This window comes from Pseudomonas sp. UBA4617, assembly GCF_002386445.1.
Classification (GTDB): Bacteria; Pseudomonadota; Gammaproteobacteria; order Pseudomonadales; family Pseudomonadaceae; genus Aquipseudomonas.
Genome location: NZ_DGIR01000042.1, coordinates 1 through 22,364 on the forward strand (window position 1 = coordinate 1; position 22,364 = coordinate 22,364).

Genomic DNA, 22,364 nt, shown 5'->3' on the forward strand with positions numbered 1-22,364 from the left:
TGTGGGAGCGGGCTTGCCCGCGAATAGGCCGGTACATTTGAACACGCAGGCGCTATGACTCTGATTCTTGGTATCGACCCCGGCTCGCGCATCACCGGTTATGGCGTGGTGCGCCAGACCGCCCGCGGTTGCGAGTACGTGGCGTCGGGCTGCATTCGCACCGGCAGCGGCGAGTTGCATGAGCGGTTGCAGATCGTTTTCCGTGGCGTGGGCGAAATCATCGCCCAGCACGGCCCGGTGACCATGGGCATCGAGCGGGTATTCATGGCGCGTAACGCCGACTCGGCGCTCAAGCTCGGGCAGGCCCGTGGCGCGGCCATCGTCGCTGCCGCCGAAGCCGGCCTGGAAATCGCCGAATACAGCGCCACCCAGGTCAAGCAGGCCGTAGCCGGCACCGGTGGGGCCAACAAGGAACAGGTGATGATGATGGTCATGCACCTGCTGAAACTGACGCAAAAGCCGCAGATCGACGCCTCCGATGCCCTGGCCATCGCCCTGTGCCATGCGCATACCCGCTCCAGCCTGGTGCCGCATGGCCTGGCCACGGCGCGGCGACGCGGCGGGCGCTTGCGTCTGTAGGCGCTTCATGCCCTGATACACATTTTGTGCGGGTGATGCATGCACCCGCTGCATTTGCTGATAGGGTTGAGCGGTCGTTGACCGGCTCCCCGAGAGGAAGGATCGGAACGTGATTGGACGTTTGCGCGGCACCCTGGCGGAGAAACAGCCGCCGCACCTGATTATCGACGTCAACGGCGTGGGTTATGAACTGGAAGTGCCCATGACCACGCTGTACCGTCTGCCCAAGGTAGGCGAAACCGTCACCGTGCACACCCACCTGGTGGTGCGCGAAGACGCCCACCTGCTCTACGGTTTTGCCGAAAAGCGCGAGCGCGAGCTGTTCCGTGAGCTCATCCGTCTCAATGGCGTGGGCCCGAAGCTGGCGCTGGCGCTGATGTCCGGTCTGGAAGTCGACGAGCTGGTGCGTTGTGTGCAGGCTCAGGATGCTTCGGCGCTGGTACGCGTGCCCGGGGTCGGCAAGAAGACTGCCGAACGCCTGCTGGTCGAACTCAAGGATCGTTTCAAGGCCTGGGAAACCTCGCCGGCCATGTTCACCCTGGTTTCCGATGGGCCGCTGCCGGTCAGCAGCACCTCCACGGCCGAGGCGGATGCCGTCAGCGCCCTGGTCTCGCTGGGCTACAAGCCGCAGGAAGCCAGCAAGGCGATCGCGGCGATCAAGGACAAGGCCGGCCTGAGCAGTGAAGAACTGATCCGCCGCAGCCTGAAAGGGATGATTACCAAGTGATCGAAGCCGACCGCCTGATCGCCGCCAGTGGCCGCGACCGTGAAGAAGTCCAGGACCGTGCGATCCGCCCGCTGCGGCTGGACGAGTACATCGGCCAGCCGGTGGTACGCGAGCAGATGGCGCTGTTCATCCAGGCCGCCCGTGGCCGCAGCGAATCACTAGACCATACCCTGATCTTCGGCCCGCCGGGCCTAGGCAAGACCACCTTGGCCAACATCATCGCCCAGGAAATGGGCGTGTCGGTCAAGAGCACTTCGGGGCCGATCCTCGAGCGCCCGGGCGACCTGGCAGCCATGCTGACCAACCTCGAACCGCACGACGTGCTGTTCATCGACGAGATCCACCGGCTGTCACCGGTCGTCGAAGAAGTGCTGTACCCGGCAATGGAAGACTTCCAGCTTGACATCATGATCGGCGAAGGGCCGGCGGCCCGCTCGATCAAGCTCGACCTGCCACCGTTCACCCTGGTCGGCGCCACCACCCGTGCCGGCATGCTGACCAACCCGCTACGGGACCGCTTCGGTATCGTCCAGCGCCTGGAGTTCTACAGCGACAGGGACCTGGCCACCATTGTCAGTCGCTCGGCCGGCATCCTCGGTCTGGCCATCGAGGACCAGGGCGCCTACGAGATCGCCCGCCGGGCCCGTGGAACACCGCGTATTGCCAACCGCCTGCTGCGCCGCGTGCGTGACTACGCCGAGGTGCGCGGCAAGGGTCAGATCACCAAGGCCGTGGCCGACATGGCACTCAACCTGCTGGATGTCGACGAGCGCGGTTTCGACCATTCCGACCGCCGCCTGCTGCTGACCATGATCGAGAAGTTCGATGGGGGCCCGGTGGGGGTGGACAACCTGGCCGCCGCCATCAGCGAAGAGCGCCACACCATCGAGGATGTGCTCGAACCGTACCTGATCCAGCAAGGCTACATCATGCGTACCCCGCGTGGCCGCGTGGTCACCCGGCATGCCTACCTGCACTTCGGCCTGAATGTGCCAGGACGCCTGGGGGAGGGTGGGGATTTTTCCGAAACGGGCGACGACTGACAGATCGAAAACGGCTTTTCGTGGTCCTAGCGCTGGCACGCCGAGGGTGCGCTGGCAATAAGACATTAATGAAGAAAAAACAGTTGCCACAGCGGATTGGCAAGCTGAGGAGTAAGCACTAGAGTATGCGCGCGCAAAATGGCCTGGAACCGTTCGCACACCGTTGTCGCGTCTATTACGAAGATACCGATGCCGGTGGCGTGGTGTATTACGTCAACTACCTGAAATTCATGGAGCGTGCGCGCACCGAGCGTCTGCGCCACCTGGGCTTTTCCCAGGCGCAGCTGGCCGGGGAAAACCTGTTGTTCGTGGTCCATTCCAGCGAAGCGCGTTACCACGCGCCGGCGCGCCTGGACGACGAGCTGCGGGTCACCGCGCATGTTACTGAACTCAATCGAGCCAGCCTGCGCTTCGTGCAACAGGTCTGGCGGGAAAAGGATGAAACGCTGCTCTGCGAAGGGCAGTTCCTGGTGGCCGCCGTGCGCGCCGACACTTTCAAACCCCGAGCCATACCCCCGGAGCTGCGCGACGCCTTTGCGGCGGACGGCTCGGGTAATCAATCGAATGCAGGAGAATAAGCGTGGAAGCTAACGTCGTCGACCATACCTCCATGTGGAGTCTGGTCAGCAATGCCAGCGTGTTGGTACAGCTGGTAATGCTGACCCTGGTGGCCGCCTCGGTCACATCATGGATCATGATCTTCCAGCGCAGCACCATGCTGCGCGCCGGTCGTCGTGCGCTGGATGCCTTCGAGGAGCGCTTCTGGTCGGGCATCGACCTGTCCAAGCTGTATCGCCAGGCAGGCAGCAACCCGGACCCGGATTCCGGTGTCGAGCAGGTGTTCCGTGCCGGTTTCAAGGAATTCTCGCGCTTGCGCCAGCAGCCGGGTGTTGACCCGGACGCGGTCATGGAGGGCGTTGCCCGGGCCATGCGCGTGGCCATCTCGCGCGAGGAAGAAAAGCTCGAGCAGAGCCTGCCGTTCCTGGCCACCGTCGGTTCGACCAGCCCGTACATCGGCCTGTTCGGTACCGTATGGGGCATCATGAACTCCTTCCGCGGCCTGGCCAGCGCCCAGCAGGCCACCCTGGCCACGGTCGCCCCGGGTATTGCCGAAGCGCTGATCGCCACTGCCATCGGCCTGTTCGCGGCAATCCCGGCGGTCATCGCCTACAACCGCTTCTCGGCCCGCAGTGAAGTGCTGATCGGTCGTTACTACACCTTCGCCGACGAGTTCCAGGCGATCCTGCACCGCAAAGTGCACACCAGCGAAGAGTAATCAGGTAGAAGCCCATGGCCCGAGTTCGCCACAAACGCAAGCCCGTCGCCGAGATGAACGTGGTGCCCTACATCGACGTGATGCTGGTGCTGCTGGTCATCTTCATGGTGACGGCGCCCATGCTCAACCAGGGCGTCAAGGTCGACCTGCCCAAGGTTTCCAGCGAAGCCTTGCCGCAGGACAACAACGTCCAGATCCTCACCATCTCCATCAAGGCCGACAAGACCTATTACTGGAACCTCGGCAGCGAAGTCGATACCGACAAGCAGATGGACAAGGCCATGACCTTGCCTGCAATGACCGACGCCGTGACCAAGATCATTGCCGCCGGCCGTGACCAGGGCAAGCAGACCCAAGTGTTCATTCGTGGCGACAAGGCTGTCGACTATGGCGCGGTCATGGGTGCCATGGGCGGGTTGCAGAAGGCCGGTGTCGGTAACGTTGGCCTGATTACCGAGGCGCCCTGATGCAACAGCGAGAGCCATCCGCCTCGGAAAGCTACTTCTGGCCCAGTGTCTGGGCCATCGGCCTGCATGTGCTGGTATTTGCCTTGCTGTTCGTCAGTTTTGCCATGACGCCCGAGCTGCCGCCCTCCAAGCCGATCGTCCAGGCTACCCTGTACCAGCTCAAGTCCAAGAGCCAGGCAACCACCCAGACCAATCAGAAGATTGCCGGGGAAGCGAAGAAAACCGCTTCGCGCCAGACCGAGGTCGAGCAGCTGGAACAGAAGAAGATCGAGCAGGAGGCCGTGAAGGCCGCGGAACAAAAGAAAGCCGACGCCGCTCAAAAGGCCGAAGAGGCCCGCGAAGCTGCCGAAGCCAAGAAGGCCGAGGCCGCTGCCGAAGCCGCCAAGGCTGCCGAGGCCAAGAAAGCCGCCGAAGCCAAGAAGGCCGAGGAGGCGAAGAAGGCCGCCGAGAAGCAGCAGGCTGACATCGCCAAGAAAAAGGCCGAGGAAGAAGCCAAGAAAAAAGCCGAAGAAGAGGCCAAGAAAGAGGCCGCTGAAGAGGCGAAGAAACAAGCCGCCGAGGATGCCAAGAAAAAGGCGGCCGAAGAGGCCAAGAAGAAAGCAGCCGAGGACGCCAAGAAGAAAGCGGCGGCCGAGGAAGCGAAGAAAAAGGCTGCTGAAGAGGCCAAGAAGAAGGCCGCTGCAGACGCCCAGAAGAAAAAGGCACAGGAAGCGGCCCGCAAGGCGGCGGAAGACAAGAAGGCCCAGGCTCTAGCCGAGCTGTTGTCCGACACCACCGAACGGCAGCAGGCGCTGGCCGACGAACAGGGTGACCAGGTGGCCGGCGACTTCGACGACCTGATCCGCTTGCGCGCGGCCGAGGGCTGGGCACGTCCGCCTTCCGCGCGCAAGGGCATGACGGTGGTCCTGCAGATCAACATGTTGCCGGACGGTACCATCACCAACGTCAGCGTGGCCCGGTCAAGTGGTGACGGCCCGTACGACAGTTCGGCGGTGGCAGCGGTGAAGAACATCGGTCGCCTGACCGAAATGCAGGGTATGAAGCCGAGCGATTTCAACCAATATCGTTCGTTCAAGATGACATTTACACCTGAGGATCTAGCGTTGTGATTAAACGTCTGAGAGGGCTGCTGGTCATGCTGTGCTGCGTGGCAGGCATGGCCGTGGCAGAGGAAAAGAACATCCTGGTCACCAGCGGCAGCGACCGGGCCACGCCCATCGCGGTAGTGCCGTTCGGTCTGCAGGGCGGCAGCGTGCTGCCGGAAGACATGGCCGACATCATCGGCAATGACCTGCGCAACTCCGGCTACTACTCGCCGATTCCGCGGCAGAACATGATCAGCCAGCCGTCGCAGGCCAGCGAAGTGATCTTCCGGGACTGGAAAGCACTGGGCGCGCAGTATGTGATGGTCGGCAGCATCGTGCCGTCGGGTGGTCGCCTGCAGGTGCAGTACGCGCTGTTCAACGTCGCCACCGAGCAGCAAGTGCTGACCGGCAGCGTGGCCGGCAGTGTCGACCAGCTGCGCGACATGGCCCACTACATTTCCGACCAGTCGTTCGAGAAGCTCACCGGCATCAAGGGTGCGTTCTCCACCCGCATGCTGTACGTGACCGCCGAGCGTTTCTCCACCAACAACACCCGCTACACCCTGCAGCGTTCGGACTACGACGGTGCACGTGCTGTTACCCTGCTGCAATCGCGGGAACCGATCCTGTCGCCGCGCTTTGCGCCGGATGGCAAGCGTATCGCCTATGTCTCGTTCGAGCAGAAGCGCCCACGCATCTTCATCCAGCACATCGACACCGGCCGCCGTGAGCAGGTCACCAACTTCGAAGGCCTGAACGGCGCGCCAGCCTGGTCGCCGGACGGTACCCGCCTGGCGTTCGTGCTGTCGAAGGACGGTAACCCTGACATCTACGTGATGAACGTGGCTTCGCGCCAGATCAGCCGCGTCACCGCAGGCCCGGGCATCAACACCGAACCGTTCTGGGGCAAGGACGGCAACACCCTGTACTTCACCTCCGACCGTGGCGGCAAGCCGCAGATCTACAAACAGTCGGTCGGTGGCGGTGGCGCCGAGCGTGTAACTTTCGTCGGTAACTACAACGCCAACCCGAAACTGTCGGCGGACGAAAAGACCCTGGTGATGATCCATCGCCAGCAGGGCTTCACCAACTTCAAGGTGGCGGCCCAGGATTTGCAGCGCGGAAGTGTAAAGATTCTCTCCGAGACAAGTCTTGATGAGTCTCCCACTGTTGCGCCAAACGGCACCATGCTAATCTACGCCACCCGCCAGCAGGGCCGGGGAGTCTTGATGCTCGTGTCGCTTAATGGACGCGTGAGGCTCCCACTTCCTACCGCTCAAGGCGAAGTCAGAGAACCGTCCTGGTCCCCTTACCTGAACTGATTGCGGCGTAATACTTTTGCTTAACACACTGGGGTTTCATTAGGAGTTTCACGATGGAAATGCTGAAGTTTGGTAAATTTGCTGCGCTGGCTCTGGCCATGGCCGTAGCTGTAGGTTGCTCCTCGAAGGGCGGTGACAACGCAGGCGAAGGCGCTGCTGTAGACCCGAACGCTGGCTACGGTGCCAACGCTGGTGCTGTTGACGGCTCCCTGAGCGAAGAAGCTGCTCTGCGCGCAATCACCACCTTCTACTTCGAATACGACAGCTCGGACCTGAAGCCAGAAGCCATGCGCGCTCTGGACGTTCACGCCAAGGACCTGAAAGCCAACGGCAACCGCGTTGTTCTGGAAGGTAACACCGACGAGCGCGGCACCCGCGAGTACAACATGGCTCTGGGTGAGCGTCGTGCCAAGGCCGTTCAGCGCTACCTGGTTCTGCAGGGCGTTTCCCCTGCTCAGCTGGAACTGGTTTCCTACGGTGAAGAGCGTCCGGTTGCCACTGGCAACGACGAGCAGTCCTGGGCTCAGAACCGTCGCGTAGAACTGCGTAAGTAAGTTCTCATGCGTATGGGCCGCCGTGTAGTAACCGTCCTCGCACTCAGCCTGCCGCTTGCGGCCTGGGCTGAGGTTCCTGTAGTTGATGACAACGCAGGCAGTTATCCGCCTGCGGGTTATGGCACGAGCGGCGCCTATGCCGGGTCAGGGGCTTCGGCCCCTGCCTCTGCACAGGGCCAGCTGTTCATGCAGTTGCAACAGATGCAGGATCAGCTTTCCCGCCAGCAAGGCATCATCGAAGAGCTGCAGAACGATGTATCGCGCATGAAGCAGGAAAACCTGGAGCGTTACCAGGACCTGGATCGTCGCATCAACAGTGGCGCCGCGCCTGCCGCGACCCCTGACAATTCCTCCGGTGGTGGTGCATCGAATGCCGCCCCCGATGCAGCAGCAGGTGCTGCTGCACAACAACCGGCCGCCAGTAGCGAGCCCGGTGATCCGGCGAAAGAAAAGCTCTACTACGATGCCGCTTTCGACCTGATCAAGCAGAAAGACTTCGACAAGGCCAGCCAGGCCTTCGGCGCTTTCCTGCGCAAATACCCCAACAGCCAGTACGCCGGCAATGCCCAGTACTGGTTGGGTGAAGTAAACCTGGCCAAGGGCGACCTGCCAGCCGCCAGCCAGGCCTTCGCCCAGGTCAGCCAGAAGTATCCGAAGCACAGCAAGGTGCCGGATTCGCTGTACAAGCTGGCTGACGTCGAGCGCCGCATGGGGCACACCGACAAGGTCAAGGGCATTCTGCAGCAGGTCATCAGCCAGTACCCCGGCACTTCTGCCGCGCAGCTGGCCCAACGTGACCTGCAGAAGCTCTGAGCCATACCGTTTGAAATAAACCCGCGCCAGTCGCGGGTTTTTTCGTTAGAATCATTGCCCTTTTTACTAAACACGCTGTTGCGGATAACGCTATGTCGAGTCCGCGACAGTGCCTGACGGAGGCGGACAGCCTGTTTAGCTGTCACGCCCGTGGCGAGCATGCAAGACACATTACGCATCACCGAAGTCTTTTACTCTTTGCAGGGTGAAACGCGAACGGCTGGGTTGCCCACGGTATTCGTGCGGCTCACCGGTTGCCCCCTGCGCTGCCAGTACTGCGACAGTGCCTACGCCTTCAGCGGCGGCACCCTTCGCACCCTTGATTCGCTCATTGAGCAGGTCGCCAGCTTCAAGCCGCGCTACGTCTGCGTCACCGGGGGCGAGCCATTGGCCCAGCCCAATGCCTTGCCGCTGTTGCAGCGCCTGTGCGACGCCGGTTACGAGGTTTCCCTGGAAACCAGCGGTGCGCTGGATATTTCCGGCACCGACACCCGTGTCAGCCGTGTGCTCGACCTGAAGACCCCTGGCTCCGCGGAGTCGCACCGTAACCGCTACGAGAACATCGAGCAGCTGACCCGCAATGACCAGGTCAAGTTCGTCATCTGTTCCCGCGAGGACTACGACTGGGCGGTTTCCAAACTCATTCAGTACAACCTGGCCGAGCGTGCCGGTGAGGTGCTGTTTTCGCCCAGCTACCACCAGCTGAACGCCAGCGAGCTGGCCGACTGGATTGTCGCCGACAACCTGCCTGTGCGCTTTCAGCTGCAGTTGCACAAGCTGCTGTGGAACGACGAACCCGGACGTTGAGGAGCAACTACACATGAGCGAGAAACGCGCAGTAATCCTGTTGTCCGGTGGCCTGGACTCGGCCACCGTGGTCGCCATGGCCAAGGCCGAAGGCTACAGCTGCTACACCATGAGCTTCGACTACGGCCAGCGTCACCGCGCCGAGCTGAACGCCGCAGCACGGGTTGCCCGCGACCTGGGTGCGGTCGAGCACAAGGTGATTGGCCTGAACCTGAACGGCATCGGCGGCTCGGCATTGACCGATAGCAGCATCGATGTACCAGAAGCCCCGAGTGAAGGCATCCCGGTCACCTACGTGCCGGCGCGCAACACCGTGTTCCTGTCCCTGGCACTGGGCTGGGCAGAAGTGCTGGAAGCCCGCGACATCTTCATTGGTGTCAACGCCGTGGATTATTCCGGCTACCCGGACTGCCGCCCCGAATTCGTCGACGCCTTCGAGCGCATGGCCAACCTGGCGACCAAGGCCGGTGTTGAAGGGCAGGGCTTCCGCATCCAGGCACCGCTGCAGAACATGAGCAAGGCGCAGATCGTGCAGGCTGGCATCGCGCGTGGCGTGGACTACAGCCTGACCGTTTCCTGCTACCAGGCCGACGATGACGGCCGTGCCTGCGGCAAATGTGACAGCTGCCGCCTGCGTGCCGACGGCTTCAAGGCGGCCGGTGTGGCAGACCCAACGCGATATTTTTAAAAAAAGTTATGGTGGGGTGTTGATTTCCCGTTAGAAATCAGTATTATACGCGCCATCCAACGGGTCGTTAGCTCAGTTGGTAGAGCAGTTGGCTTTTAACCAATTGGTCGTAGGTTCGAATCCTACACGACCCACCATATGCAGTACGTCAAAGCCCGCTACCGGCAACGGTGGCGGGCTTTTTCGTTTCCGGTTGGCCGGACTCGGTCAGTCGCTTGTCACGCCCACCTGCTGGAGCAGCCTTGTGTCGCGATAGGGCTGCGACGCAGCCCTCGACCTACAATTGGGTCGCGCTGCGTTTGTTCAGCCTCAGTATCTTGTAGCTGGCCGGCGCTGTCGGCCCGAGGTTTTCGAGGGCATCCAGAAAGTGTGAAGGGTTGTCGAGCGGCAGTGATTTGAGCGTCTCGAGTTCCAGCTCCCACCATTTGCTCGCCAGCAGCCGTTCGATCAGGTCGTCGGGGTGGCGAAAGCGGATGATCCTGGCTGGATTGCCGCCTACGATCGCATAAGGTGGCACGTCCCGTGTGACCAGCGCCCGTGTGGCGATGATCGCGCCTGTACCCACCGTCACGCCTTCAAGCACGGTGGCATCAGCACCTATCCATACGTCATGGCCAATGTTGGCGTAGGCAATCTCTGGGTCGTAGCGAAGCCGATTGTTTTCGTACTGGAACGGGTGGGAGCTTACCCAGGCCGAGGGATGCGTGTTCTTTTCCTGGCCGAGGGTGCAGCCAGACCCGATGGAGCAGAACCGACCGATCGAGGCTACCAGCGACAGCGTGCAGTCACTGCGTATGTAGGTGTGGGCGCCGATGCTCAGGTTGCCCGCCTCGATACGAATATGCCCGAGCTGGACCGGGGCCTCGATGTGGGCTTGCGCGCCCTTGCTGAAGGTGTCGGTGCCGCCTGCAAGTTTTCCGCCTGATGCCCTGACCAACCTCTTGTAGCGATTTTCCTTGATGATTTTCAGGGGGTTAAGCATGCGTCCGGCTCCGCCAAGTTTTGCGCGATCATAGCAAATGGCCCGGGTTCATGATCGGCCTTTGGCAGCACGGCAGTTCATTCGGCCCACTCCGGGTCGCCGGTAAACACCACCGTCAGCCAGCGGTCCGGCCCTTCGCCACCCACCGCATCGCCGATCTCGTTGCGCCACGCATCCCATTCATCGATGCTTTTCGCTGCCATGCTTTTCGGCACGATGAAGTACAGCTCGATTTCCCGCGAGCGCCCGACCTTGGCTACATAGGCGCGGTACGACTGCAACCCGTGGCGCTCGACGAAGGCCTTGGCCACTTCATCCACATGCAGCTTGAGGTCGCCCGGTGTCACCAGGAATATTTCCGAAAGCGCCTGGCGCACTACCGACATCGGCAGCGGCACGATCACCAGGCACACCAACGCCAGCACCGCCGGGTCGATGTATGGCGACACCCACTCCCATTGCGTGCCTTGCACGGCGTAGCCAAAGCAGAAGGCGATCAGCAGGGCGGCGGTAATACTGGCTGACATCACCCAGCCCTTGACGTCCATGCGCACGAAATCCGAGCCCAGCTTGCGGTTAACGCGGGCCTCGACCACGGCGATGGTCACGCAGGCGATGACGGTCAGCAGCGCGTAGACCATGGCGATACCGAACTCCAGGTGACGCCCGCCTTGCAGCAGGCTGCTGACGGCATTGATCAGTGCATAGATGGCCACGCTGCTCAGGAGGATGCCATTAAGCGCCAGCACCATCGGCTCAAGGTGCCAGAACCCCATGGTGAAGCGCTCGCGCAGCTTGCGCGACATCTGCACGCTGGTGGTATGCGCGGTGATCAGCCTGACCACCACCAGTGACAGCCCGCTCATGCTGGCGTCGGCCAGCGAGTAGACGCCATCGAAGACGATGGAGAACGAGCCAGAGGCCAGGCCGAAAGCGATGCCGATAAGGGCGATGAACAGGGTAACGGCGATTGAGGTACGTAGCAGGCCCTGTTCGCTGGTGAGGTCGAAGAAGGGGGGGCGGGTTGGGGTTTGCATAAATTGGGCTCGGTAAAATCCATGATGCTGTACTGCCTGTAGGGACCTGTTTGCAGGCATGCCCGCGTTAAGGCGCAGTGGCCCTGACAGGTTAGACGCGGAACTGCTCCATCAGCGCCTGCTGCTGGTTGGCCAACCGGTTCAGGGCCTGGCTGATCCGCGCTGACTCGTCGGCCTGGCCGGCCAGCGATTCGGTAACGTCGCGAATGCCCGCCACGTTGCGGTTCACTTCCTCGGCCACTGCGCTCTGCTCTTCGGCTGCCGAGGCGATCTGCAGGTTCATGTCGCTGATCACGGCCACCGCTTCGCCGATGCGTTGCAGGGCCGGCAATGCCTGCTCCATGCCCAGGGCGCTGGCCTGGGCCTGGCGTCGGCCTTCGTGCATGGCGTCCACCACATCCTGGGTGCCTTGCTGCAGGCCTTCGATGACCTGGCGAATTTCTTCCACCGATGTCTGCGTGCGCTGGGCCAGGCCGCGTACTTCATCGGCGACCACGGCAAAGCCACGCCCGGTTTCACCGGCGCGGGCGGCCTCGATGGCGGCGTTGAGTGCCAGCAGGTTGGTTTGTTCGGCGATGCTGCGGATCACCTCCAGTACCGAGCCGATCTGCTCGCTGCGATCTTCCAGCGCTCGCGCCTCGTCCATGGCGGTGTTCATGTCGGCGGCCAGGCGGTCGATGCCTTGACGTGTGCTGTCGATCATCTGCAGGCCTTCGCGGCTGGCCTGGTCGGCAGCGCGTGCGGCCTGGGCCGCCTGCGCGGCGTTATGGGCGACATCCAGGGCGGTAGCGCTCATTTCGTTGGCGGCGGTGGCCACCTGTTCGATCTCGCGGTGCTGCTGCTGCATGCCGGCGCTGGTCTGGCTGGCAATGGCAGCCGACTGGTCGGCGGTGTCGCGGGCTTGCTGCAGGGAACCCTTGACCTGGGCAATCACCGGTTGCAGCTTGTCGAGAAAACGGTTGAACCAGCCGCTGAGCTGGCCCAGTTCGTCCTGGCGGGCGTAGTCCAGGCGTCGGGTGAGGTCGCCTTCGCCGCTGGCGATGTCTTTCAGGCGCGCGGCCACCGCCAGGATCGGTCGGGACACGCCGCGTGCGGTCAGGCCTATCAGCAGCAAGCCGGCTACCGCGGCGCCCAGGCCCACCAGCAGGCTGATGAGATTGGCGCTCTGGTTGTGCTTGTCCAGGCGTTGGTTGAGGGCGACGACGGGAGCCTGCAGCACGCTTTCCGGCACTTCCAGCAACACTTGCCAGGTGGCGGCGCCGGGGATTGGTGCGAATGGGCGAGCCACGCGCAGCAGGCCGTCGGCGACCGCCTTGTCCATGGGCTTGCCGAGTGTGCTGGCGTCACGGCTGTTGCCGGCCAGCAGGCCGGTGGCGCTGGCGATACTGACTTGGCCCTGGCCGTCGAACAGCTCACGGCGACCATCCAGGCTCAGTTGTTGCAGGTTGGTCAGGCCGATGTCCAGGCCGACCACACCGACCACCTTGCCGTGCTCCAGCAGCGGCAGGGCAATGCTGGTCATCAGCACCTGGCGGCCATTCACGTCGTCGAGGTAGGGCTCCAGCACGCAGGCGCTGGCAGTGTCCTGCGGGCAGGTCAGCCAGCGGTTCTTCGCCATGCCATTGCTGCCGATGCCGGCGTCACCTAGCATCGATTCCGGCATGGCTTCAAGCTCAAGGGTGCCGGGGCCGGGCTGCGACCAGTACAGCGAGAAGCGCCCGCTGTCATTGCTGCCCGTAGCCTGCTGGCCGACGTACTGGCTGTCCTGGCCGAGGGCGTCGGGCTGGAATACCAGATACAGGCCGATCACAGCGGGGTTGTCGGCCAGGCTGGCACGGGCCTGGCGCGTCAGTTCGCTACGCAGGTCGCTGCCGCCGCGGGCCTTGAGCACCTGCACCAGGCGGGCAAAGCCATTGGCGTACTGATAGGCGTCCATGAAATAGCGCTGGGTGCGCAGCGCCTGGGTTTCGGCAAGGGCTTGCAGGCGCTGGCGCGCGCTGTTGTCGAGCATTTCAGTGTTGGCCAGGTTGACCAGTTCCGCGCTGCGCCGGGCCTGGGCCAGCGACGTTGTCACCAGCAGGGCGACGATGGCCAGCAGGCACAAGCCGGCAAGCAGGGTGATTTTCCACTGGATGGAGAGGCGGCGCAGCGGCATCAGGGCTTTCCTTTTCGATCAAATGCAACGCCCGCGGTCAGGCGCGGGCGTTGGTGGCAGCGTGGGTCATTCAGCGATGTAGTTGGGCGGCGAGTCCCTGAATGCTTTGGTCAGCCAGGCCAGGTACAGCAAGCCGAGCACGGCCCAGACCCCGCCGAACAGCAACGAATTGGCATTCAGGTCCAGCCACAGCGAGACGATGATGCAGAAGCCGATGGTTGGTGCGACCAGGTACGTCAGCTGGTTGGCCAGGCCCTGGCGCTTGCCTTCGCGCAGGTAGCAGTGGTTGATCACCGACAGGTTGACGAAGCTGAATGCGACCAGCGCGCCGAAGTTGATGATCGACGTGGCGGTCACCAGGTCGAAGAAGATCGCCGACAGCGAAATCAGCCCGACCACGGCAATGTTCAGCACCGGCGTCTTGTAGCGCGAGTGCAGGCGGGCGAACAGGCTGGCCGGGATCACGTTGTCGCGGCCCATCACGTACAGCAGGCGCGATACGCTGGTCTGCGAGGCCAGGCCCGAGGCGATGGTATTGATGACGGTGCAGGCAATGAAAATCGACTGGAACAGCTTGCCGCCGACATACAGGGCAATTTCCGGCAGTGCCGCTTCATGGTCGTGAAAGCGTGCCATGCTCGGGAAGTAGGCCTGGATGAAGTACGACACGGTGATGAACACCGCGCCGCCGATCAGGGCGGTGAGGAAGATTGCCCGCGGGATGGTCTTGCTTGGGTCGCGGGTTTCTTCGGACAGGCAGGTGACCGCATCGAAGCCGAGGAACGAGAAGCACAGGATGGTCGCTCCGGCGGCCAGGGCGCTGAGCTGGGTCTGGTCGTCGGCGAACGGCTGCAGGCTCCACGCTGTACCCAGCCCTTCACCCGCGTCCAGGCCGCGCACGCACAGGTAGATGAACACGGCGATGATCGCCACTTGCACCGCCACGAACAGCAGGTTGAAGTGCGCCACCAGGTTCACGCTGCGCATGTTGATCAGGCTGATCAGGGTGACGAAACCGGCCACCCACATCCACTCCGGTACTTCCGGGAACATTGCCGAAAGGTACAGCTTCGCCAGCAGTGCGTTGACCATCGGCAACAGCAGGTAGTCGAGCAACGACGACCAGCCCACCAGAAAGCCCACGTGTGGGTTGATCGCGCGTTGGGTGTAGGTGTAGGCCGAACCTGATTGCGGGAAGCGTCTGACCAGGGTGCCATAACTGATGGCCGTGAACAGGATCCCCGCCAGCGCCAGGATGTAGGCGCTGGGTACGTGCCCGGCGGTAATCCCGGAGACGATGCCAAAGGTGTCGAACACAGTCATTGGCGTGAGGTAGGCCAGGCCGATGATGATCACGTGCCAGAGGCGCAGGGTTTTGCGCAGTTGATGGGTGCCGGAAGCGCTGAAGTCAGGCTGCATGCTGGCATGGCTCCTGCGACTGGGCGTAAACGGCGGGCACGGGGTATTGCGCATGCGGCAAGGGCGAGCGGGTGGGCTCCATGTTGTTCACCTTTTTTGTCGGAGCGGCGGGAGGCGCGGGGGGGGACGCGCAAGTGGTGAAAATAAAAAACGATGCGTAGGTTGGTGTCAAGTTAAATATGACAAGATGTTACATAGTTGAAACATCTTTCGCTTAAATCGGGAATTTGCTCGTTTATGCGCGGTTTTTTGCGATTTTGATCAATCTGGGTGTTCGTAAAAATTTACAAATTTACGGCGTTGCTTTGCGGAGCGTGCCAGGCGTTCCAAAAACCGGATTTATCGCGCCGGGCCAGCGCAGGCCCGGGCTGCGGTGGTACTCTTGCCGTCCAGCGGCACTGGGCCGCCTACGAACCCCTTACGGACAAATCGGTTCCATTCATGAAGAAATCAGTTGGCATCCTATCCGGCCTGGCTATCGCCATCGCCGTCGCAATCCCCGTTGGCGCCTGGTACACCGGCAGGCAGCTGCCCGCAGAGCTGGACAACGCCCTGCTGCGCAGCAACACCGAACTCAAGAAGGCCCTGGTAAGTACCGGCGGCAGCATGAGTATCGAGCGGGTGTCACTGGAGCAACGTTTCTTCAGCAGTACCGCCCAGTACCGGCTCAAGGCCCGGGATATCCGCCTGGGCGATGGCGAAGTGGTGAGCTTCGATGTGGGCGTGACCGATCAGATCGAGCACGGCCCGTTCCCCTGGTCGCGGGTCAAGGCTTTGCAGCTGATGCCGGTGCTGGCGGTCAGCAACAGCACGCTGCAGAAAGACGACACCACCGCGCCGTGGTTCGCGGCAGCGGGCGAGCAGGCTCCGGTCACTGCACGGACCAGCCTGGGTTACGACGGCAACGTCACCAGCCTGGTCCAGTTGGCCCCGGTCAAGCTTGATGAAGCGGATGGCAACAGCCTCGATTTCTCGGGGATGCAGTTGCAAGTCAGTGGCGACCAGCAAGGCAAGGCCTCGACCTTCCATGGCCAGGCTGACCGTTTGCTGATGAAACTGGTACGCGATGACCAGCCGCCCGCCACTTTCGAGCTCAAGGGCCTGAAGGTAGATGGCCAGCTGACGGCCACCGGGCACGAGGCCATCTACGCGGGCAATGTCGACCTGACGCTGGACGAAACCAGAGTCACCCTGGGGCCCAAGCAGCAGGTGCTGCTGATCAAGGGCCTGGAGCAGAATGTCCGGCAAACCCTGGAAAATGCCGATACCGTCGGTGGCCGCGTGGAGTACAAGATCGGCGATATCCGCTGGGATGATCGCGCGGTTGGCAAGGCGCAGATGGCGTTGAGCGTCACCTCGCTCAATGCGCCGGCGCTGCAGGCACTGTCGGCGTGGTACCAGGCGCACCTGCCGGAGTTCGAGGCCGCAGCTGCCGCTGGCGAACCGATGCCGCAAATTCAGATGGACGAGGCAGAGAAAGCCCGGTTCCAGGGTGATCTGCAGAAACTGCTGGCGGCCAAGCCGCGGGTGGCGGTTGAAAACCTGTCGTTCAAGACTGCCAACGGCGAAAGCCGCTTCGACCTGTCGATGGGCTTTGCCGCCCCGACCAGCTTCGACCTGCCACCTGATCAGCTTGGCAAGCAGCTGATCACCGAGGTGAAGAGCAAGCTGTCGCTGTCCAAGCCGATGATCGGTGACCTGGCGACCCTGCAGGCGCTGCTCGATGGCCAGACCGACGCCCGGGCCATCGCCATGCAATCGAGCCAGGCCGGTGAAATGGTCGGCATGATGGCGCTGCAGAGTGGCATGGCCACTGTGCAGGGCACCGATGTGGTCAGCAGCCTGCACTATGTCGACGGCATGGTCGACTTCAACGGCCAGAAGATGACCGTGGAAGAGTTCGCCATGCTCATGGCCTCGCACCTGGCAGCCCTTTCTCCGCAGGGCTGATACTGCTACCTTAGGCATCGCCATCCTGTAGGCGCGAGGCAAGGCCGCCTACAGGGCAGCGGTGCAGTTCGCTTGGTGGGCAACACAAAAACCGCTTTAGAAATCGCTGGATTATCTGTAGCCTTCGGCCTCCGATAATAATCCGCGCCCGCAGAGGGCCGTGGCGGCCTGCATGCCGTCCGGCACCCTTAGCCGATCTGTCAGGGCCGGGTGATACACTCGATTTGACGCGCGCACGCGCCTGCAGGTCCAGCGATCATGACCCAGATTTCCGAACGCCTGTTGGTTCAGGCCCACCTCGACGCCAAGCAGCCCAACCCGCTGACAGCCGAGCAGGAGGCCGAATACCGTGCGGCCATCGCTGCCGAGCTCAAGGCGCAGAACGCCGTGCTGGTCGCCCATTACTACTGCGACCCGGTCATCCAGGCGCTGGCCGAAGAAACCGGCGGCTGCGTGTCCGACTCGCTGGAAATGGCCCGCTTCGGCAAGAACCACCCGGCGCAAACCATAGTCGTTGCCGGTGTGCGTTTCATGGGCGAGACCGCCAAGATCCTCACCCCGGAAAAGCGCGTGCTGATGCCGACCCTTGAGGCTACCTGCTCGCTCGACCTGGGCTGCCCGGTGGAGGAGTTCTCGGCCTTCTGCGACCAGCACCCCGAGCGCACCGTGGTGGTCTATGCCAACACCTCTGCAGCGGTGAAAGCCCGTGCCGACTGGGTGGTGACTTCAAGCTGCGCGCTGGAAATCGTCGAAAGCCTGATGGACAACGGCGAAACCATCATCTGGGGCCCCGACCAGCATCTGGGCCGCTACATCCAGAAACAAACCGGTGCCGACATGCTGCTTTGGGACGGTGCCTGCATCGTTCACGAAGAGTTCAAGTCGCGCCAGCTGGCCGACATGAAAGCGCTGTATCCGGACGCGGCGATTCTGGTGCACCCTGAGTCGCCGGAAGCGGTGATCGAGCTGGCTGACGCGGTCGGCTCCACCAGCCAGCTGATCAAGGCTGCCCAGACCCTGCCGAACAAGACCTTCATCGTCGCCACCGACCGCGGCATCTTCTACAAGATGCAGCAGCTGTGCCCGGACAAAGAGTTCGTCGAAGCCCCGACTGCCGGTAACGGCGCGGCCTGCCGCAGCTGCGCGCACTGCCCGTGGATGGCGATGAACACCCTGGAGCGGGTGCTGGATTGCCTGCGCAAGGGAAGCAACGAGATCTTCGTCGACCCGGCGCTGGTGCCAAAGGCGATCAAGCCGTTGAACCGCATGCTGGACTTTACCCAGGCGGCACGCCTGAAGTTGTCCGGTAACGCTTGAGATTGCCGGGGGCGCAAAGCGCCCCCGTAGTCTTCAGCGCCCCATCATCTCCCGTACCATGCGCTGCTGCTCCATGATCTCGCGCTGACGCTGGTCAATCTGCGCTGCCAGCGGGAAGTTGCCGCCCGCCCGGCGCTTGGCATAATCCAGCTGCTGGATCGCCTGGTCAAAATCCCCCACCAGCGTGAAGTATTCAGCCCGCGCCCGGTGCAAGCCGATGGTATTGCCCGACAAGCCGCGCACTTCAGCCATGTCGTACCACACGTCCGGGTCGTCCGGGCGGCTCCTCACCAATTCGTTCAGGATCTTTTCAGCCTCGGCTGGCTTGTTCTGCTTCACCAGCAGATCGGCACGCACCTGCTTCAGCGGGTAGTTGCCCGGGTACAGCCCCTGCATGCGCTCGGCGCGCTGCTGGGCATCGGCCAGGCGGTTGTTGGTGATGTCCAGGTCGATTTGCGCCAGGTTGTAGGTGATGTCGTTGGGCGCCTTGGCCAGCAGTGGCTTGAGTAGCTCACGCGCTTCGTTGAGCTGGCCGCCCTTGATCTGCGCCAGGGCCAGGCCGTAGCGCGCGGCGTCCAGCTTCGGGTCTTCGTCGAGCTGGGCGCGGAAACGTTTGGCCGCCAGCCCCGGGGTGCCTTCGTAGGTCAGTGCTACCCGGGCACGGATCAGCTGGTAGCGCATGCTGTCCTCGACGCCGCCCTTGGGGGCCTGCTCGGCACGGTTGCGGGTGTCGGCGATACGTGACTCGGTCACCGGGTGGGTCAGGAGGAATTCCGGCGGCTTGGCGTCATAGCGGTATTGCCGCGCCAGGCGCTCGAACATGGTCGGCATGTTGCGTGGGTCGTAACCGGCCTTTTCCAGGTTCTGGATGCCGATGCGGTCGGCTTCCTGTTCGTTCTGCCGCGAGAAGCGGCGCTGTTCCTGGATCGCCGCCGCCTGGGTGCCGGCGATCACGCCGATACCGGCATCGCCACCGCCGCCGGCCGCCAGCACGATACCGGCCAGCAGCGCCGCCATCATCGGCAGTTGCATGCGCTGCTGGGCCTCGACGCCACGGGCGAAGTGGCGTTGCGACAAGTGCGCCAGTTCGTGGGCCAGTACCGAGGCGTACTCGCCTTCGGTCTGGGCGTTGAGAAACAGCCCGCCGTTGACCCCGACGATGCCGCCCGGGGCTGCGAAGGCGTTCAGTTCACGGCTGTCTATGAGGATGAATTCCAGGCGCCGGTCCTGTAGCTGGCTGGTCTCAGCCAGCCGGTACACGCTGGTTTCGACATAATCCTTGAGCTGCGGATCGTTCAGCTGGTTGACCTGGCCACGTAGCAGGCTCAGCCAGGCACGGCCAAGCTGGTGCTCCTGTTGTGGTGAAACGATCGCGGAACTGGCGTCGCCCAGTGATGGCAGGTCGTCAGCATGGCCGGGGAGGGCCAACAGGCAGGCCAGCGTCAGCAGGGTAGGGCGCAGTAGATTCATGCATGAAACTCGCGTCGGTCAAAGATACCTACTGTAGCGGGCTCACACGTTGGCGACCAGTGGCGCTATCCTAGCCGACCTGATCGAGAAGCAGCCCGGCCATGCCTTTGGAGAGCCCCCGCAATGAGTGACACCCTGACCTGTGACGCCGAGCTGGATGCCAGTGGGCTGAATTGCCCGTTGCCGCTGCTGAAGGCCAAGATGGAGCTCAACCGCCTGGCCAGCGGCGCGGTGCTCAAGGTGATCGCCACCGACGCCGGTTCACAGCGCGACTTCCGCACTTTCGCCCGCCTGGCCGGTCATACCCTGCTGCAGGAGACGGCCGAGGCCGGTACCTACACTTACTGGCTGCGCAAGGCCTGAGTCTTTCCAAGGATCGTCAATGTTCAAAGTGCTTCGCGACTGGATGCAGCGCTACTTCTCGGACGAAGAAGCGGTGGTGCTGGCGGTCTTGCTGTTCCTGGCTTTCACTGCAGTACTGACCCTGGGCGGCATGCTCGCGCCGGTGCTGGCGGGCATGGTGCTGGCGTTCCTCATGCAGGGGCTGGTCAATGCCCTGGAGCGCCTGCGGGTACCGAGCCGGTTGGCGGTGATGCTGGTGTTCGCCCTGTTCATCGGTGCGCTGGCGGTGTTCATGCTGGTGCTGGTGCCGCTGCTGTGGCATCAGCTGATCACCCTGTTCAACGAGCTACCGGGCATGCTCGGCAAATGGCAGTCGTTGCTGTTGCTATTGCCCGAACGTTACCCGCACCTGGTGTCGGACGAGCAGGTGCTGCACGCCATCGAGTCGGTGCGCGGGGAGATCGGCAAGTTCGGCCAATGGGCACTGACCTTCTCGCTGTCCAGCCTGCCGCTGCTGGTCAACGCCATGATCTACCTGGTGCTGGTGCCGATCCTGGTGTTCTTCTTCCTCAAGGACCGCGAACTGATCGGCCGTTGGGTCAGCGGCTACCTGCCACGTCAGCGCACCCTGCTGAACCGTGTGGGCAGCGAGATGAACCGGCAGATCGCCAACTATATCCGCGGCAAAGGCATCGAGATCCTGATTTGCGGCATTGCCACCTACATCGCCTTCATCAGCCTGGGGCTCAACTACGCCGCGTTGCTGGCACTGCTGGTAGGGTTGTCGGTGGTGGTGCCCTACGTGGGGGCGGTGGTGGTGACCGTGCCGGTCACGCTGATTGCCTTGTTCCAGTGGGGCTGGGGTGACCAGTTCATCTACCTGATGACGGTGTACGCGATCATCCAGGCGCTGGACGGCAACGTCCTGGTACCGCTGCTGTTCTCCGAGGCGGTGAGCCTGCACCCGGTGGCGATCATTTGCGCGGTACTGCTGTTTGGCGGGCTGTGGGGTTTCTGGGGGATCTTCTTTGCGATCCCGCTGGCGACCTTGATCAAGGCAGTGCTGGATGCCTGGCCGCGGCAGGAGCCGAGTGTTTCACCGATGCTGTGATGCTGGGGGGCCACGCAGCAGCCCCCGGCAGATTTCAAGCCTTGTTCAAGGCCTGGGCAGCAGCCAACACGGCATCCACATGCCCCGGCACCTTCACCCCACGCCATTCCTGGCGCAGCACGCCATCCTTGTCGATCAGGAAGGTGCTGCGGTCAACGCCCAGGTATTCCTTGCCATACAGCTTCTTCAGCTTGATCACGTCGAACAGCTGGCACAGCGCCTCGTCCTTGTCGCTGATCAGCTCGAACGGGAAGCCTTGCTTGGCCTTGAAGTTCTCGTGCGACTTGATGCCGTCGCGCGACACGCCGAACACCACGGTGTTGGCTGCGGCAAAGGCGTCATGCTGGTCACGGAAACCCTGGCCTTCGGTAGTGCAGCCCGGCGTGCTGTCCTTCGGGTAGAAGTACACCACCACCTGGCGGCCCTTGAGTTCGCCCAGGCTGACGGTTTGCCCGCTGGTGGCCTGGGCCTGGAAATCGGCGACCGGTTGGTCGAGTGCTACGGCCATGGTGGCTCCTTACATGGGGTTCTGTGGGCGCCAGGGCTCGATCAGCGCATCCAGGTTCAGCGCGTCGGCAAAGTCGAGGAACTGGTCACGCAGCCAGCTGATCTGGGTGCCGGCCGGCAGGATCACGGTGAACTGGGCGTTGAGCATGCTGCTGCCGGTTTGTGGCGCCAGATAGGTGTCGCAGGTCATGGCTTCCAGCTCGACACGGTGGTCGAGGAAGAACTGGCACAGCTCGTTGATGATGTCCGGGCGGTAGGCGGCGCTGACGTAGGCCACGTAGGGCAGGGCTTGCGGGCGCACTTCCTGGTCGGCGCTGCGCACCACGTCGAGGGTCAGGCCGTGCTTCTTGCCCAGGCCCGGCAGCATGGCTTCGAGGCGTGCCAGGGCATCCCAGCTGCCGCCCACCTGCAATACCAGGGCGCTGGTCTCGCCATGGCGGCTCAGGCGCGAGGTGACCACCGCGCAGCGGTTCTCGAACGCAGCGCGGCTGAGGACGTTGGCCAGTTCCATGGGGTTCGGGCCCAGGGCACTGATGACAAGGAATTGTTCGCGGACGGTGGGGGTGGACATGCAGCATTCCTAAAGCGATGAGCGGTCGGCACAGGACGGGCGAAAGCCTCCTGTCGGCAGGGCCCTGGGCTCGCATGCGAGGTCGTGGACGCTGGCGGGGAGCAAGGTCGACGGCCCGGCGGGCCGCGCTGCACCGATCAAA

General features: G+C 62.8%; 23 protein-coding genes, 1 tRNA gene and 1 pseudogene. 17 read left to right on the forward strand and 8 right to left on the reverse strand.

The annotated features are described in order from the left end of the window. Positions 1-54: 54 nt before the first annotated feature. From ruvC to B4L76_RS19460, 13 genes are all read left to right on the forward strand, one after another. A complete protein-coding gene (ruvC, locus tag B4L76_RS19400; RefSeq protein ID WP_004375291.1) occupies positions 55-579 on the forward strand; it encodes a crossover junction endodeoxyribonuclease RuvC in 525 nt (174 codons plus the stop codon). Positions 580-688: 109 nt separating this feature from the next. After that, complete coding sequence (ruvA, locus tag B4L76_RS19405; protein ID WP_296234759.1) at positions 689-1,306, forward strand: Holliday junction branch migration protein RuvA; 618 nt, start codon at positions 689-691, stop codon at positions 1,304-1,306. Then, positions 1,303-2,349: a Holliday junction branch migration DNA helicase RuvB gene (ruvB, locus tag B4L76_RS19410; RefSeq protein WP_170031562.1), complete on the forward strand. Its 1,047-nt coding sequence runs from the start codon at positions 1,303-1,305 to the stop codon at positions 2,347-2,349. Before ruvA ends, ruvB begins: the two co-directional genes overlap by 4 nt. Positions 2,350-2,474: 125 nt before the next feature. Further along, positions 2,475-2,927 carry a tol-pal system-associated acyl-CoA thioesterase gene (gene ybgC / locus B4L76_RS19415; RefSeq protein ID WP_170031559.1) on the forward strand — a complete coding sequence of 151 codons (453 nt, stop codon included), beginning with the start codon at positions 2,475-2,477 and terminating at the stop codon, positions 2,925-2,927. A 2-nt stretch (positions 2,928-2,929) separates the two neighbouring features. Beyond that, positions 2,930-3,625 (forward strand): protein TolQ, encoded by a 696-nt coding sequence (gene tolQ, locus B4L76_RS19420; RefSeq protein ID WP_139657458.1) that lies wholly within the window; start codon positions 2,930-2,932, stop codon positions 3,623-3,625. Between the two features lie 14 nt (positions 3,626-3,639). After that, positions 3,640-4,092: a protein TolR gene (gene tolR / locus B4L76_RS19425; RefSeq protein WP_003254760.1), complete on the forward strand. Its 453-nt coding sequence runs from the start codon at positions 3,640-3,642 to the stop codon at positions 4,090-4,092. After that, on the forward strand, positions 4,092-5,201 hold the full coding sequence (gene tolA, locus B4L76_RS19430) for a cell envelope integrity protein TolA (protein WP_225778867.1): 1,110 nt from the start codon (positions 4,092-4,094) through the stop codon (positions 5,199-5,201). Before tolR ends, tolA begins: the two co-directional genes overlap by 1 nt. Positions 5,202-5,227: 26 nt before the next feature. Further along, the gene (tolB, locus tag B4L76_RS19435; RefSeq protein ID WP_189665511.1) at positions 5,228-6,499 is read left to right on the forward strand and encodes a Tol-Pal system beta propeller repeat protein TolB; all 1,272 of its coding nucleotides are present in this window, start codon (positions 5,228-5,230) and stop codon (positions 6,497-6,499) included. A 53-nt stretch (positions 6,500-6,552) separates the two neighbouring features. Further along, on the forward strand, positions 6,553-7,053 hold the full coding sequence (gene pal / locus B4L76_RS19440) for a peptidoglycan-associated lipoprotein Pal (protein ID WP_015271469.1): 501 nt from the start codon (positions 6,553-6,555) through the stop codon (positions 7,051-7,053). A gap of 6 nt (positions 7,054-7,059) precedes the next feature. After that, positions 7,060-7,866: a tol-pal system protein YbgF gene (gene ybgF / locus B4L76_RS19445; protein WP_296234770.1), complete on the forward strand. Its 807-nt coding sequence runs from the start codon at positions 7,060-7,062 to the stop codon at positions 7,864-7,866. Between the two features lie 159 nt (positions 7,867-8,025). After that, positions 8,026-8,673 (forward strand): 7-carboxy-7-deazaguanine synthase QueE, encoded by a 648-nt coding sequence (gene queE / locus B4L76_RS19450; protein WP_296234772.1) that lies wholly within the window; start codon positions 8,026-8,028, stop codon positions 8,671-8,673. A gap of 13 nt (positions 8,674-8,686) precedes the next feature. Further along, the gene (queC, locus tag B4L76_RS19455; RefSeq protein ID WP_296234774.1) at positions 8,687-9,361 is read left to right on the forward strand and encodes a 7-cyano-7-deazaguanine synthase QueC; all 675 of its coding nucleotides are present in this window, start codon (positions 8,687-8,689) and stop codon (positions 9,359-9,361) included. A gap of 61 nt (positions 9,362-9,422) precedes the next feature. Further along, a tRNA-Lys gene (locus B4L76_RS19460) sits at positions 9,423-9,498 on the forward strand. Positions 9,499-9,638: 140 nt separating this feature from the next. On the opposite strand, the gene B4L76_RS19465 is transcribed toward B4L76_RS19460, so the two are convergent. From B4L76_RS19465 to B4L76_RS19480, 5 genes and pseudogenes are all read right to left on the reverse strand, one after another. Next, positions 9,639-10,343, reverse strand: coding sequence for a CatB-related O-acetyltransferase (locus tag B4L76_RS19465; protein ID WP_296234775.1), 705 nt, complete (start codon positions 10,341-10,343; stop codon positions 9,639-9,641). A gap of 77 nt (positions 10,344-10,420) precedes the next feature. After that, the gene (locus B4L76_RS19470) at positions 10,421-11,380 is read right to left on the reverse strand and encodes a cation diffusion facilitator family transporter (RefSeq protein WP_296234778.1); all 960 of its coding nucleotides are present in this window, start codon (positions 11,378-11,380) and stop codon (positions 10,421-10,423) included. A 91-nt stretch (positions 11,381-11,471) separates the two neighbouring features. After that, entirely contained in the window at positions 11,472-12,227 is a 756-nt protein-coding gene (locus B4L76_RS24420) for a methyl-accepting chemotaxis protein (RefSeq protein ID WP_414707233.1), read from the reverse strand. Between the two features lie 102 nt (positions 12,228-12,329). Continuing rightward, positions 12,330-13,535, reverse strand: a pseudogene (locus B4L76_RS24425) (HAMP domain-containing protein); the annotation flags it as partial. A 66-nt stretch (positions 13,536-13,601) separates the two neighbouring features. Beyond that, positions 13,602-14,954, reverse strand: coding sequence for an APC family permease (locus B4L76_RS19480; RefSeq protein ID WP_296234781.1), 1,353 nt, complete (start codon positions 14,952-14,954; stop codon positions 13,602-13,604). A gap of 441 nt (positions 14,955-15,395) precedes the next feature. On the opposite strand from B4L76_RS19480, the gene B4L76_RS19485 reads away from it, so the two are divergent. Together B4L76_RS19485 and nadA are read left to right on the forward strand one after the other, a co-directional pair. Then, positions 15,396-16,904 (forward strand): YdgA family protein, encoded by a 1,509-nt coding sequence (locus tag B4L76_RS19485; protein WP_296234783.1) that lies wholly within the window; start codon positions 15,396-15,398, stop codon positions 16,902-16,904. A 258-nt stretch (positions 16,905-17,162) separates the two neighbouring features. Then, positions 17,163-18,221, forward strand: a complete 1,059-nt coding sequence (gene nadA, locus B4L76_RS19490) for a quinolinate synthase NadA (RefSeq protein WP_296234784.1) — start codon at positions 17,163-17,165, stop codon at positions 18,219-18,221. A gap of 33 nt (positions 18,222-18,254) precedes the next feature. Here the strand turns inward: nadA and B4L76_RS19495 are convergent, their stop codons facing one another. Then, the gene (locus tag B4L76_RS19495) at positions 18,255-19,691 is read right to left on the reverse strand and encodes a M48 family metalloprotease (protein ID WP_296234785.1); all 1,437 of its coding nucleotides are present in this window, start codon (positions 19,689-19,691) and stop codon (positions 18,255-18,257) included. Between the two features lie 123 nt (positions 19,692-19,814). On the opposite strand from B4L76_RS19495, the gene B4L76_RS19500 reads away from it, so the two are divergent. Both B4L76_RS19500 and B4L76_RS19505 read left to right on the forward strand, forming a co-directional pair. Next, complete coding sequence (locus B4L76_RS19500; RefSeq protein ID WP_225778857.1) at positions 19,815-20,054, forward strand: sulfurtransferase TusA family protein; 240 nt, start codon at positions 19,815-19,817, stop codon at positions 20,052-20,054. Between the two features lie 19 nt (positions 20,055-20,073). After that, positions 20,074-21,144 carry an AI-2E family transporter gene (locus tag B4L76_RS19505; RefSeq protein ID WP_289131102.1) on the forward strand — a complete coding sequence of 357 codons (1,071 nt, stop codon included), beginning with the start codon at positions 20,074-20,076 and terminating at the stop codon, positions 21,142-21,144. A gap of 34 nt (positions 21,145-21,178) precedes the next feature. Here the strand turns inward: B4L76_RS19505 and B4L76_RS19510 are convergent, their stop codons facing one another. Continuing rightward, positions 21,179-21,652, reverse strand: coding sequence for a peroxiredoxin (locus B4L76_RS19510; protein WP_225778855.1), 474 nt, complete (start codon positions 21,650-21,652; stop codon positions 21,179-21,181). Between the two features lie 9 nt (positions 21,653-21,661). After that, entirely contained in the window at positions 21,662-22,222 is a 561-nt protein-coding gene (locus tag B4L76_RS19515; RefSeq protein ID WP_013973793.1) for a glycine cleavage system protein R, read from the reverse strand. Positions 22,223-22,364: the final 142 nt, after the last annotated feature.